The sequence below is a fragment of the Amycolatopsis sp. VC5-11 genome, from assembly GCF_037034185.1.
Taxonomy (GTDB): Bacteria; Actinomycetota; Actinomycetes; order Mycobacteriales; family Pseudonocardiaceae; genus Amycolatopsis; species Amycolatopsis nivea.
Genome location: NZ_JBAGKF010000024.1, coordinates 65,480 through 78,407, shown reverse-complemented (window position 1 = coordinate 78,407; position 12,928 = coordinate 65,480). Strand labels below are relative to the sequence as shown.

The following is a 12,928-nucleotide window of genomic DNA, read 5'->3' as shown; positions in this document are numbered from 1 at the left end:
CGGTAGATTCATCGGACGCGAAGGAGGCGCCAGCGATGTCCGAGGACCAGTGGGTGCTGCTGGTCGACCCAGCGTGGACGGCCGACGGCAGCGAGGCCCCGACCCCGCCGCCGGAGGCCGTGGTCGGCGGCTGGCTCGCGCGCGAAGACGGGTCCGTCAGCCGCTTCGAGCCCAACCCGTCCTACGAACCGTCCGCGGAAGACTCCCCGACCGACCCGCTGGACGCCGTGCTCCGCCTGACGGCGCGCGGCGAGGCGGACTTCGACCAACTGGCCGCCGTCTTCCGCGAATCGGCCTTCGCGGTGGCTGTGGATACCGATGAGTCTCCGCTCGTCGCGCCGTCGCCGGACAACATCCCTTGCCTGCTCGTCACGACCGCCCCGGCGCACCGCCGCCGAGTACGCGCCGCCGGTTGGCGTCCGGCTGGTCCTGTTGATCTGCTCCGTTTGCTCAATGACTACGACGGGGTTGATCTGCTGCTCAATCCTGGTGCGCCGGGGTGCCTTCGGCTGCTGGCTGACAGCGTGCGGGAGATCATGAGCTGACCGGCGGGTCGGTGCTCAGCGGACAGATCGCTCCGGACTGGCGGCAGGCGGGGCGGGCACCGGACGCATGCCACCCTCAGCTCACAACGGCACCGACCGCACCGGCGAAGCACCAGGCTGGCTGTCCACCGAAAGCCAGTCGTTCCGAGTCGCGTGCAGGGCGAGCTGGAACCGGTTCGCCGCGCCCGTGCGAGCCATCAGGTTTTCCAGGTACCGGAACATCGTCCGCCTGCTCACGCCGAGCACCCGGGCGACCTGGTCGTCGGTGAGGCCGGCGGCGAGCAATGCCAGCAGCCGTCGTTCGCTGGGGCGGATCTCCGGGCCGGAGGTGTCGTCGGCGAGGCCTAACGGCAGCGCGACTTGCCAGCACATGTCGAACAAGCCGGCCAGTGCGTCGAACAGGCCGCACGAGCGGATGAGCAGGACGGTGCGGTCCGCGCCGGACAGGGCTGCGCAGTCGTCGACGATCAGCAGTTTCACCGGGACCTCAGGCAGCACCCGGGCCTCCTCCCCGCGTTTGCCGCAGGGCAGGATGTTTTCCTCGACGTACTCGGGGCGTTCCAGCGCGAGCCGCCCGTAGACGGCGCGGTAGCGGACGCCGCGGGCCAGGTTCTCGAGTTCGATCTCGTTGGCGTCCGCGTCGGCGTAGTACGGCGGCGAGTCCAGGCCGCGGACCTCCTTCCGCGCCGCTCGTTCCAGTTGCTGCACCCGTTCGGCGGCAGTGGTTCCGCTGACTACCTCGATCATCGAGTCGGCGTCGTAACGGACCGCATGTCTTCGGTATTGCTCGTACAGCCGGGTCATCGCCGCGCGGGCTCCGGCCAGCTCGGCCTCGCGTTGCCTGCTCAGCACTTCCAGCACCGGTTCCGGGCGCAGCGCGGACATCGGCGAGCCGGGGCCGTCGACCGGGCCGGCCAGTCCGATTCCGGCGAGCACCGTCAGCACGCGGCGCACTTCGCCGGGGTCGCGGCCGGTCTCGTGCGCTAGCCGATCAGGCGGAACCGGTCCCGACGAAAGTAGGTCGAGATAGATTTCTGCTTCGTCCGCTTTGAGCCCGAGCGTCAGGAGATGGCCGATTGCTTCGGGAACCATTCGGAGGCACCTCCACCGGGCTTGCCGACACCATTGCGCCACTGGCACCAGCGCGTCACCGCCAGGGCTGAACGAACTGTAGACAACGGGGCACCGAATGGCCCGACGCCGTTCGCAGGAAATTCCCTGGGAGGGATCGTGTCCCGTTCAGCCCGAAGAATCCTTGCCATGGCCGGTTTCGCGGCCTTGGCCTTGACCGCCCCGGCCCTGCCCGCCGTGGCCGCGCCCGCCGCGGCGCATCCGACCGCCCGCGTCTGCGCCGAGAAGGCGAAGCCCGGCATGGTCACGTGTTTCGCCGAACGCCAGACCGACACCATGCGCGCGCTGCTCTCCCCCGGCGCGCTGCCCAGCGGGTTCGGCCCCGCGGACCTGCGCTCCGCCTACAACCTCACCGCCGCCGGCAGCGCCTCGGCGACGGTGGCGATCGTCGACTCCAACGACGACCCGAACGCTGAATCGGACCTCGCGAGCTACCGCTCCACCTACGGGCTCCCGCCCTGCACCACCGCGAACGGCTGTTTCAAGAAAGTCAACGAAAACGGGCAAACCAGTCCGCTTCCGTCCGCCGATTCGGGCTGGGCGGGCGAAATCTCGCTCGACGTCGACATGGTTTCGGCGATCTGCCCGAATTGCCACATTCTGCTCGTCGAAGCGAACCAGCCGAGCATGGCCGATCTCGGCACCGCGGTGAACACCGCCGTGTCGATGGGCGCGAAGTACGTCTCGAACAGCTACGGCGGCGGCGAGGACGGCTCCGAACCCTCCTCCGACTCGAGCTACTTCCACCACCCCGGCGTCGCGATCACCGCGAGCACCGGCGACAACGGCTACGGCATCAGCTACCCGGCCTCGTCGCAGTACGTGACCGCGGTCGGCGGCACCTCGCTGACCCGCAACAGCAGCGCCCGCGGCTGGGGCGAAACCGCGTGGAGCGGCGCGGGCAGCGGCTGCTCGGGCTACGTGACCAAGCCCGCCTTCCAGAACGTGACGACCGCTTGCAGCAAGCGCGCGGTCGCCGACGTCTCGGCGGTGGCCGACCCGCAGACCGGCGTCGCGGTGTACCAGACCTACGGCGGCAGCGGCTGGGCCGTGTACGGCGGCACCAGCGCCTCCGCCCCGATCATCGCTTCGGTCTACGCCCTCGCCGGCACGCCCGGCGCGTCCGACACCCCCGCCGCCTACCCGTACTCGCACACCGGCAACCTCAACGACGTGACCTCCGGCAGCAACGGCAGCTGCTCGTCCTCGGTGCAGTGCAACGCCGGCCCGGGCTGGGACGGCCCGACCGGTCTCGGCACCCCGAACGGCACCGCGGCCTTCACCGCGGGCACCCCGAGCGGCGGCGTCACGGCGAACAACCCCGGCAGCCAGAACGGCGTCGTCGGCACCGCGGCGAAGCTGCAGCTCTCCGCGTCCGGCGGCAGCGGCGGCTACACCTGGACGGCGACCGGCCTGCCCGCCGGACTGTCGATCAGCTCCGGCGGCCTGATCTCCGGCACGCCGACCACCGCGGGCACGTACTCGGTGACCGCGACCGCCAAGGACTCCTCCGGCGCCACCGGCTCCACCACGTTCAGCTGGACGATCGCCCCGACCGGCGGCGGCACCTGCTCCGGCCAGAAGCTGGGCAACCCCGGCTTCGAGAACGGCACCAGCCCGTGGACCGCGTCCAGCGGAGTCGTCAGCACGTCGTCCAACGGCGAGCCCCCGCACAGCGGCAGCTACCTCGCCTACCTCGACGGCTACGGCAGCGCGCACACCGACACGGTCTCCCAGTCGGTGACCATCCCCTCGGGCTGCCACGCGACGCTGAGCTACTACCTGCACGTCGACACCGCCGAGACGACCACCTCGACGGCGTACGACAAGCTCACCGTCAAGGCTGGGTCGACCACGCTCGCCACCTACTCGAACCTGAACCAGGCGAACGGATACCAGCTGCGCACCGTTGACATGTCGGCGTACGCCGGCCAGACGGTGACGCTCACCTTCACCGGCACCGAAGACTCGAGCCTGCAGACGTCCTTCTGCCTCGACGACACGGCGCTGACCGTGAGCTGACTCTGTACCGACGGAAGGGCCGTCCCGTACGCGGGGCGGCCTTTCCTTGGTGGGCAAGGAACTTTCACCTCGCGCGGGTGCGGAATGCCTCAGCCGGGCTCGGCGGCAGGCGGATCCAGCAGGACGCCGCCCGGTCACTCGCCGAGCACCGCGCGGCCCTCGGCGCCCATCGGCGACCGGTTCAGCACACTGTCGCCGTCGATCATTGCCACGCCGTTGCCGTAGAACAAATCCGAGGCCACTCACCGGCGGCCGCTTCCCAGCCAGGAAGCCGCGGCGTCACACCTCGACCACCTCCGCCAGAGTCGGCAGCGAGGGATGCGCCCCGTGCCGCGTCACCACGACCGCGGCTACTTTCGCTGCGAAACCACAGGCCGCCACAACCTCCGCGGTCGTCGGCTCGCCGGAGATCTCCGCGAGCCGGGCAGCAAGCGCCCCGACGAACGAATCTCCCGCAGCCGTGGTGTCGACCGCCCGGACCGCAACGGCAGGGACATGTGCGGACGACGACGCGTCGAGCACCGCGCACCCCTCCGCCCCCAGCGTCACGATCACCCATCGGCAGCCCCTCGCGAACAGGTCAGCGCTGCCACGTTGCAACCCGTTGCTGTCGAAGGGATCTTGGCCGGTGAGCTGCCGGAACTCGATTTCGTTCGCCACCACCACATCGCTGAACGGCAGCAGCTTCCCGGCCACGTCGGCGACGGGCGCGGTGTTGAGCACCGTCAGGACCCCGCGTGCGCGAGCAGCCGCGAACGCCCGTTCCGTCGCGTCGGCCGCCGCCTCCAACTGGCCTACTGCGACTCGAAGACCTGGCATCGCGTCGATCGCCGCTTCGGCTGCCGCTGCGGGGATGTCGGCGTTCGCCCCGGCCACGACGACGATCGAGTTGACGCCCTCCGCGTCGACGGTGATCGCGGCCCGGCCGGTGGGCAGCGGCGACCTTCGCACATGGGTGACGTCCGCGCCCTCGGCGGCGAGGGCTTTCAGGTACTCGTCGCCGTCCTCGTCCTGGCCGACGCATCCGATCACCGCGACGTCCGCGCCGAGCCGGGCGGCGGCGACGGCTTGGTTGCCGCCTTTTCCGCCCAGTTCCCGGCTCGCCGAGAATCCCATGAGGGTCTCCCCTGGTTCGGGAATCCGCGGTGCTTGGACGATGTGGTCGACGTTGAGCGACGCGACGACCGCTACGACGGCGCTCATGCGGTCAGCCATCGCACCGGGACATCCCGCATCAGCCGGGCGACCGCGTCGGCCGGGACGCCTTCGGCTTCGAGCAGATCAGCGAAAACAGTCGGCACGAAGACCAGCCCGTTGCCGCCGTTGTGCGTCCACATCTGCTTCAGGAACAGGTCGTGCGACAACATGATCTGCTCCCCGAAGCCCTCGTGCACCCATCGCGCCACGGCATGCGCGGTCTGGGAAACCGTCGGGGCCACGCCTTCGCCGGGGAACGAAATGTCGAGGCCGATCATGTCGAACTCCAGCAGCACGCCGCGTTCGAGGAGCTCGCGCTGGTAGCCGGGATCGTCGCCGGACGGATCGCTGTGCGCCAGCGCGACTTTGCCCGGCAGCGCACCGCATTCGTCCAGCACCAGGTCGAGCACCTCGTGCCCGCGGCGTTGCCAGCCCGGCATGTGGATGTTGAGCCCGACGTTCGGCCGGGCCGCCTGCGCGAGCGCCGCGGCGCGCAGCGAAGCCCGTTCCCCGTCGGTGAACAACGGCGAGACGCCGACCTCGCCGATGACGCCGGCCCGGATTCCCGTTTCGCCGACGCCCTCGTCCAGCTCCGTGAGAATGCGCGCGGTCTGCGCTTCGACGGCGACCGCGGTGATGCGCTCGCCCTCGAATTTCTCCAGGTACGCACCGGTGCCCATGATGACGGTGACCCCGGTGGCCTCGGCTACCGCCGCCAGCGCGCGCGGGTCGCGGCCGATCGCCGCGCTGCCGGTCGCGTCGACTACCGTGCCGCCGCCTGCCGCGGCGAACGCGGCCAGCTCGCGCACGACACTCGCGTGGTCCTTCACCGCCACGTTGTCGGCGCAGCAGTAGGGATCCTGGCGAAGCAGGAACTGCCAGGCAGGCCCCACTTCCGCTTCGACGAGCCGCCGGGTGGAGGCGTAGGACGGTTCGGCGACGGCGGAAGACAGGTCGTTGAAGAGGTGCTCGTGCGGCAGCACCAGCCCGAGGTCCGCCGCCTCGACCGCACCGAGGACGCCGCGCACCTCAGCCACGATGCACCTCGGCGGGCTGGGCGAGGACCGCCGGTTCGGCCGTGTGCCGGGACGGAATCATCGCGATCGCCGCGGCCGCCAGTGCCACGAGCGCGCCGAGGACGGTGACCAGGTGCAGGCTGGACCCCGCCGCGGGAGCGACGACCTCGAGCAGCAGCGACCCGATGAGCTGGCCGGCCGTGGAGGCCAGCCCCAGCAGCAGCAAGCCCAAACCGCGCACCAGCAAGGCCATCAGCGCGATCGACAACAGGCCGAGCGGCCCGCCGAAGTACATCCACCACGTGCCCGGCAACGCGAAGTGCGCGCCCGAAGCCGCCATCCGCACGACGTACACGAGGCCGAGCGCCACGAAGCCGATGAGGAAGTTCCAGGTGATGGAGATGAACATCGAGCCGGACAGCAGGCCGATCTCGGAGTTGCCCGCGGGCTGCCAGCCGGCGAGCAGGCCGCCGACGAACGGCATGATCGCCAGCGCGATCATGTGCGGGGCCGACCAGTTCGGGGAGACGACCAGCACCGTGGCGCAGATGGCCAGGATCGCCCCGGCGATGCGCGGCGCGCTCATCGCCTGCTTGAACGGGACGCCGATGCCGAGCCGGTCGCACACCACGCCGGAGATGACCATGCCGGAGATCAGCGAGGTCTGGAAGATCGCCACCCCGAGGAAGCCCACCGTCACGCCTTCGGAGAGCACGATCACCGCGCCGCACAGGCCCGCGAAGAAGTTCCACCGCGGGATCTCGCCGCGCACCAGCTGACCCGGCAGCCGGAAGAACGCGGCGCGCGTCCGGGCCCGCGTCAGCACGATGACCAGCATCAGCACCAGGCCGGTGCCGAAGGACACCAGCGCGGCGGCGTGCCCGTCGCCGAGTTCGGTGCCGAGATGTCCGTTGACCAGCGACTGCAACGGGCCGAGCATGCCGGCGAAGACGGTCGCGATCGTCAGCACGACGACCGAGGTCGCGCGGCGGGTGGGTGACGTACTCATCGAATCCTCCTTGATCCCGAGTGCGCGCGGCTCAGCTGTCGCGTCCGGCGAGCCAGGTCAGCGCCTGGGCGAAGAGCTTGCGGTAGCCGTCCCAGCTCATGAACTCCTCCGGAGCCCAGTGCGGGGAGATGTCCGAGGTGAACGCGAGGGTGCGGCCCTCGCCGAACCGCCGCGCGGCCAGCATGACGTCGCCCTCGACGGTGGCGAGCAGTTCGGCGTCCGGCTTCAGCGTGGTGTGCTGGTAGCCCAGCAGGATCGGCCATTCCTGATCGAGACCGGCGACCACCGGATGGCCGGACTGCACGACGTGGGCGCGGACGCCCTCCGGGGTCTCGACGCGGTCGTCGAACGGGTCGATGTCGACCGGGAGAATCTCCTCGATCGGCGTCCGGTGGTAGTTGGCCTTGCCCTCGAAGCCCTGGAAGCTCAGGTAGCCGCCCGCCATCATCAGGCCGCCGCCGCCCCGGACCCACTCGCGCAGCAGCTTGAGCCGGTTGGGCGTCGGGCGGCCGCGGGTGAACGTGTCCGGGTGCAGCAGCAGCGTGTTGGAGCCGACGTCGGAGAGCAGCACGACGTCGTAGGCCCCGAGTTCCTCCAGCGTCTGCGGGAACTTCTCGGCCACGTCGTGCGAACGCAGGTGAGTCACCTCGACCCCTTCCGCCGCCAGCACCGCCAGCAGCCGCTCGCACCCGATCTCCACCTGCGTGTGCGCGAACGGGTCGTATCCCTTGTGGTCGATCGTCGCACTGACCCACGACTCCCCGGCTAGCAGGACCTTGACCATCGACGACTCCTTCGGGCGAAAGCTTTAGCGTGTGTTGCGCAACATAGCGCAACAACGCCAATATAGGATGCGGTTGCAGTCGCCGTCAACGCTCGAACGGGGAGGAGCCGGATGTCGCTGGCGAAGGTGGCCCGAGAGGCCGGGGTGGCGGTGTCGACGGTGTCGAGGTACGTCCGGGGCGAGCTCAATGTCGCCTCCGAGACGGCCCGGCGCATCGATGCCGCACTGTCCGCCGAAGGGCATCCGCCCGTCCAGAAACAGGTGACCGGGCTCAGCCTCGGCCTGGTGGTGCCGTCGCTGGACAACCCGTATTTCTCCACGCTGGCGGACGCGGTGGCCGACGCCGCCGCGACGGACGGCATCGACGTGTTCACCGCCCTCACCGGCTCGTCGCCGTCGCGGGAGCGCGCCAGCGTCGAGCGCCTGATGCGGGTGCCGGACGTGGGCGGGCTGATTTATCTGGGGATGAACAGCACCAACGAGGCCTTCGCGGGCAGGCTGGCGGGCGATTTCCCGGTGGTCTTCCTCGACGAGTACGTCGAAGCCGCCGGGCCGCGGATCGCGCACATCACCGCGAACAGCTTCGGCGGCGCGTACCAGGCGACCACCCACCTGATCTCCCAGGGCCACCGGCGCATCGCCCACGTCGGCGGCCCGGCCGGGCTGCGGACGGCCGACCAGCGCGAGGCCGGGTACCGGGCGGCGCTGAAGGCGCACGGCATCGAGGCCGACGAGGCGATGATCGTGCGCGGCACCTTCAGCTCGGCGTTCGGCATGAACTTCTTCGCGCACATGGCACGGGCCGGCGCGGAGCCGACCGCGGTGTTCACCGCCAGCGACATCGCCGCGGTAGGCCTGCTCGAAGCGGCCCGCCGCGCCGGGGTCGCGGTGCCAGGGGACCTCTCGGTGATCGGCTGCGACGGCATCACCCTCGGCGAATGGACCTCGCCGCGCCTGACGACCGTTGCGCAACCGACCGAGCAGATGGCCCGCAAAGCGGTCGACGAGATCACCCGCCTCGCGGCCGGGGACAGCCCCGCGGACCACGTGCTCTCGATGCAGCTAGTCGTCCGCGAATCGACCCGGGAGTACTCCGCATGACCGACGACGCCCTTGACCTGCTGCGCGACCTCGTGCGCCAAGACACCACGTCCGGAGGCAACGCCGCACAGGCCTCAGCCCAGGAACTGGCGACCTCCTACGCCACGGCTATTGCGGGCGTACGCGTGCTGCAACGTTCCACCACCGGCCGCCCGTGGATGCTGCTCGGCACCGGATCGGGCCGCGGCCCACTGTTCGTATGCCACATCGACACCGTCCCGGTCGGCTCCCCCGATCTGTGGGACCGCACCCCGTTCTCCGCGGACACCGACGAGAAGCACCTGCACGGCCGAGGCAGCGTCGACATGAAGGGCGGCCTGGTAGCCGCCCTGGAAGCGTTGCGCAACGCCGCGGAAGCCGGTGCCGACGCACAAGTCCTGATCACCAGCGACGAAGAAATCGGCTGCCGCGGCGCGGCGGAGGCCGCAAACTCGCTGGAGCTGACGCCGCAGATCGTCGTAGTACCCGAAGCGACACAAAACCGCGTCTCGCTCGGCCATCGCGGGGCCACGTGGCTGCGCCTCGCCGCGTCCGGCAAAGCCGCCCACGGGTCCACACCGCACCTCGGCCGCAACGCGATCCAACTGCTCGCCGAGCGGGCCCTAGGTGCGCTCGACTCGTTTCCGCTGTCCACTGAGGACTATCTCGGCAAGGAGACCGTCAACGTAGGCACCTTCGAGGGCGGAACCGCGACGAATATCGTTCCCGCTGCGGCAGTTCTGACGCTGGACGTGCGCACCGTAGACGGAGGAGCGCCCGCGATCGCCTGGGCGTCTTCGCTCGATCCGGCAATCAGTACCGAGGTGGATCTCGACCTGCCCGCCGTCCGGACCCCACGCCTGCCGGACGCGCTCTCCGACCAAGTCACCGCTCCAGCCGCCACCTACTTCACCGACGCCTCAGCATTGGCCGGATCGGTGGCCGGAGCCCCGATCGTGATCTGGGGACCAGGAGACCCACGCGAAATGCACGCAGCGAACGAAAAACTGGAACTGAAATCCTGGCAAGAGGCGTCGCGCAACTATCAAGAACTGGTACTTTCCGCCGCACGGTGACCCCACAGTCCAATATGGACTGAGACCCCGCCGCTCGACCCCCCAACCCAATACGCCCCCGCACCGATGCACCCAACGAGCGAGGCACCCACACCACCCCCGCACCCCAGACCGTCAGCACAATCAAGCTTCGGGGTGCCCCACGCAACCCCCACGGCAATGTCGCCGCCAGGCGACGAGCCGAACACGAACAGCCGACTACCCAAGATCAATACGAGGCCGAGTCCGCACAGTCCCGAACAACAACGCCTGCCCAGTAGCCGCCATATGATCCGAAATCACCTGCTGAGTCTTGACCGGATCCCCGGACTCAATAGCGGTGACGATCTCCAAATGCCGCCCAGCACTCATATTCGACAGCGCCCGCTCAAGCCCCCGATACATGATGCACATCCGAATCGCCCCCTCGAGCAGCTTCCAAGACCGCACCAGCGCGTCATTGTCCGTAAGCTTCACAAGCAGCTCATGGAACGCCAGATCAGCCTCGATCTGCGCCTCCAGCGACACCCGCTCCGCACGAGCCATCGCATCGACCGCTTTCCGCAGCTTGGCGCAGTGCTCCTCCCGGTAGTAACTCGAGGCCAGCGTCTCCCCCGCGAGCGCCTCCAGCGCGGCGCGCACGGTGAAGGTGTTGATGATGTCCTTCTCGTTGATCGAGCGCACGGTGACGCGACCCCGCTCGCCGTACGAGACCAGGCCTTCCTGCTGCAGCTCGCGCAGTGCCTCGCGCAGGGTGCCCCGGCTGATCCCGAGCTGCTCGGACACCTGGACCTCGCCGAGGTGGCTGCCGGGCGGGAACTGGCCGGTGGTGATCGCCTCGCGCAGCGTGTCGACCGCCATCTGGCGCAGGTTGCGGCCGGGTTGGCTGGCCGAAGCCGGACGGCTCACCGCACGCCTCCTCTCTGACTCGGCGTCAGCACCGTTCGTAGTCGTCGAGCAACTGTACCTTCGCCGCGCTCGGCGACCGGTCGTCGAAGGCGTACCCGAGCCATTCGCGCACGAGCCGGCGGGCGAGTTCGAGACCGATCACGCGCTGGCCCAGGGCAAGCACCTGGCAGTTGTTGGACAGCACCGAGCGTTCCGCGGAGAACGAATCGTGCGCGGTGGCCGCGCGGATCCCGGGCACCTTGTTCGCCGAGAGCGCCATGCCGATCCCGGTCCCGCACACCAGCACCGCGCGGTCGGCCGTGCCCGCCCGGATCGCCTCCCCCGCGGCGAGCCCGATCTCCGGGTACGGCCGGTGTTCGTCCTCGGCGCCGCGGTGCACGCCGAGGTCGAGCACCTCTGACACCCGCGGATCCGCGCGCAGGTCGCGGGCGAGTTGTTCCTTGTAGTCCAGGCCGGCGTCGTCGCAGCCGACCGCGATCCGGTAGGTCATCGGATTCCTTCCGCGAGAGTGCGCACGATCAGTGCGAGGGAAACGGCACCGGCGTCCGGGGTGCCGACACTGCGTTCGGCCAGCGGGCGCGCCCGGCCTTTCTTCGGGGTCAGCGCGGCGGTGTCCCGCGCCGCGGCTTCCGCGACCGCGGCCGCTTCCGCCCACGGCTTCCCCACCACCAGCGCGGTACGGAACGGTTCGAGCGCGTCGACCATCGTCTTGTCGCCCGGTTCGGCGCCGCCGAGTCGCACGACCCGGTCGGCGAACGCGTCGACCACGACCCGGACGTCGACGACCCCCGATTCCGCACCGATGGCCTCTCCTGCCGCGCGCAACCCGGCGCCCCACAGGACACCGGACGTGCCACCGGCCCGAGCGGCCCACTCGTCCCCGGCGGCCGCGAGGCAATCGCCCGCGCCCGCCCCGTCGTGCCAGGCGGACTCGGCGCCCGCGAGAGCAGCGTCGATGCCGCGGACCATGCCGCGTCCGTGGTCGCCGTCCCCTGCGACGGCATCGATGGCACCCAGCTCGGTTTCGGCTCCGTGCAAGGCTTTTCGGACCGCGCGCAGGCCGTCCAGCACCGCTTCGGCGAGCTTTCGCGACTCAGGCGAGGCAGCGGCGTAACGCGGCGCAGCGGGTTCGGCCACGACCTCGGCTGCCGGAGCGGCGGCCGGTTCGTGCCGGGTTTCGCCGCGACGGAAGGCGGGCGTGGCGGCGGGCGCGCGCCACCAGCGTTCCAGTTCCTCGTCCAGCCAGGTCACGGTGAGTGAAACGCCCGCCATGTCGAGGCTGGTGACCAGTTCGCCGACCTCCGGGAGCACCGGCGTGTGGCCGGATTCCCGCAGCAGCGCGGCGATCCGGGTCCACAGCACGAACAGTTCCTCGTGCTTGACCGAACCGAGGCCGTTGAGCACCACCGCGACGCGATCGCCCGCACCGCCGGGCTTTTCGGCGAGGATCCGGCCGACGAAGTCCTCGGCCAGGACGGCGGCGGACGGGAGCGGGAGGTCGCGCAGCCCGGGTTCGCCGTGAATGCCGAGGCCCAGCCCCATCTGCCCGTCCGGGACGGTGAACAGCGGGGTGTCCGAGCCGGGGAACGTGCAGCCGGAGAACGCGGTGCCGATCGTGCGGGTCGCCGCGTTGGCCTTGCGCCCGGCGCGCACGACCGCGTCGAGATCCAGGCCTTCTTCGGCGGCCGCGCCAAGGATTTTGAAGACCACGAAGTCGCCGGCGATGCCGCGCCGCTGCTCCGCTTGTTGCGGCGGGGCGCTGGCGATGTCGTCGGTGACCACGACGTGTTCCGCGCGGATCCCGCGTGCCCGCAGCGATTCCGCGGCGAGACCGAAGTTGAGCACGTCGCCCGCGTAGTTGCCGTAGCTGAACACCACTCCGGCGCCGGAATCCGCGGCTGCCGCCACCGAACAGGCGTCCTGCGCGGACGGCGAGGTGAAGAGGTTGCCGCTCACCGCGCCGTCGGCGAAACCCGGCCCGATCACGCCGTAGAACGCCGGGTAGTGCCCGGATCCGCCGCCCGGCAGCACCGCGACTTTCGGCCGGGCGGGCCGGTCCGCGCGCACCGCGCCGCCGGGCACCCGCCGCACCGCGCCTGCGTGCAGATCGCAGAACCCGGCGAGCGCGTCCTCGGCGAACGCCGCCGGATCGTCGTAGAGGTAGGTCATCGCGTGTGCTC

General features: G+C 70.2%; 12 protein-coding genes. 4 read left to right on the top strand and 8 right to left on the bottom strand.

The annotated features are described in order from the left end of the window. Positions 1-35: 35 nt before the first annotated feature. Entirely contained in the window at positions 36-545 is a 510-nt protein-coding gene (locus WA670_RS40775) for a type VII secretion system-associated protein (protein WP_205673249.1), read from the top strand. Positions 546-626: 81 nt separating this feature from the next. On the opposite strand, the gene WA670_RS40770 is transcribed toward WA670_RS40775, so the two are convergent. Next, the gene (locus WA670_RS40770; protein ID WP_037812648.1) at positions 627-1,637 is read right to left on the bottom strand and encodes a helix-turn-helix domain-containing protein; all 1,011 of its coding nucleotides are present in this window, start codon (positions 1,635-1,637) and stop codon (positions 627-629) included. Positions 1,638-1,805: 168 nt separating this feature from the next. Between WA670_RS40770 and WA670_RS40765 the strand changes: the two genes are divergently transcribed. Further along, positions 1,806-3,698 carry a putative Ig domain-containing protein gene (locus WA670_RS40765; protein WP_336161463.1) on the top strand — a complete coding sequence of 631 codons (1,893 nt, stop codon included), beginning with the start codon at positions 1,806-1,808 and terminating at the stop codon, positions 3,696-3,698. A 279-nt stretch (positions 3,699-3,977) separates the two neighbouring features. Here the strand turns inward: WA670_RS40765 and WA670_RS40760 are convergent, their stop codons facing one another. The 4 genes from WA670_RS40760 to WA670_RS40745 are packed head-to-tail and all read right to left on the bottom strand — an operon-like array spanning position 3,978 to position 7,704. Beyond that, positions 3,978-4,901 carry a ribokinase gene (locus tag WA670_RS40760; protein ID WP_336161462.1) on the bottom strand — a complete coding sequence of 308 codons (924 nt, stop codon included), beginning with the start codon at positions 4,899-4,901 and terminating at the stop codon, positions 3,978-3,980. Continuing rightward, the gene (locus tag WA670_RS40755) at positions 4,898-5,932 is read right to left on the bottom strand and encodes a phosphotriesterase family protein (protein ID WP_336161460.1); all 1,035 of its coding nucleotides are present in this window, start codon (positions 5,930-5,932) and stop codon (positions 4,898-4,900) included. The genes WA670_RS40760 and WA670_RS40755 overlap by 4 nt, the downstream gene beginning before the upstream one ends. Then, a complete protein-coding gene (locus tag WA670_RS40750) occupies positions 5,925-6,920 on the bottom strand; it encodes a DMT family transporter (protein ID WP_336161458.1) in 996 nt (331 codons plus the stop codon). The genes WA670_RS40755 and WA670_RS40750 overlap by 8 nt, the downstream gene beginning before the upstream one ends. A gap of 31 nt (positions 6,921-6,951) precedes the next feature. After that, positions 6,952-7,704, bottom strand: coding sequence for a glutamine amidotransferase (locus WA670_RS40745; RefSeq protein ID WP_336161456.1), 753 nt, complete (start codon positions 7,702-7,704; stop codon positions 6,952-6,954). Positions 7,705-7,815: 111 nt separating this feature from the next. On the opposite strand from WA670_RS40745, the gene WA670_RS40740 reads away from it, so the two are divergent. Beyond that, positions 7,816-8,805: a LacI family DNA-binding transcriptional regulator gene (locus tag WA670_RS40740; RefSeq protein WP_238605401.1), complete on the top strand. Its 990-nt coding sequence runs from the start codon at positions 7,816-7,818 to the stop codon at positions 8,803-8,805. Further along, the gene (locus WA670_RS40735; protein WP_336161453.1) at positions 8,802-9,860 is read left to right on the top strand and encodes a M20 family metallopeptidase; all 1,059 of its coding nucleotides are present in this window, start codon (positions 8,802-8,804) and stop codon (positions 9,858-9,860) included. The genes WA670_RS40740 and WA670_RS40735 overlap by 4 nt, the downstream gene beginning before the upstream one ends. A 198-nt stretch (positions 9,861-10,058) precedes the next feature. Here the strand turns inward: WA670_RS40735 and WA670_RS40730 are convergent, their stop codons facing one another. Genes WA670_RS40730 through WA670_RS40720 form a run of 3 tightly spaced genes read right to left on the bottom strand, consistent with a single transcriptional unit; the run spans position 10,059 to position 12,917 of the window. Further along, positions 10,059-10,748, bottom strand: coding sequence for a GntR family transcriptional regulator (locus WA670_RS40730; RefSeq protein WP_336161451.1), 690 nt, complete (start codon positions 10,746-10,748; stop codon positions 10,059-10,061). A gap of 25 nt (positions 10,749-10,773) precedes the next feature. After that, positions 10,774-11,238: a ribose-5-phosphate isomerase gene (locus WA670_RS40725; protein WP_134730647.1), complete on the bottom strand. Its 465-nt coding sequence runs from the start codon at positions 11,236-11,238 to the stop codon at positions 10,774-10,776. Beyond that, on the bottom strand, positions 11,235-12,917 hold the full coding sequence (locus WA670_RS40720) for a dihydroxyacetone kinase family protein (RefSeq protein ID WP_037812667.1): 1,683 nt from the start codon (positions 12,915-12,917) through the stop codon (positions 11,235-11,237). Before WA670_RS40720 ends, WA670_RS40725 begins: the two co-directional genes overlap by 4 nt. Positions 12,918-12,928 lie beyond the last annotated feature (11 nt).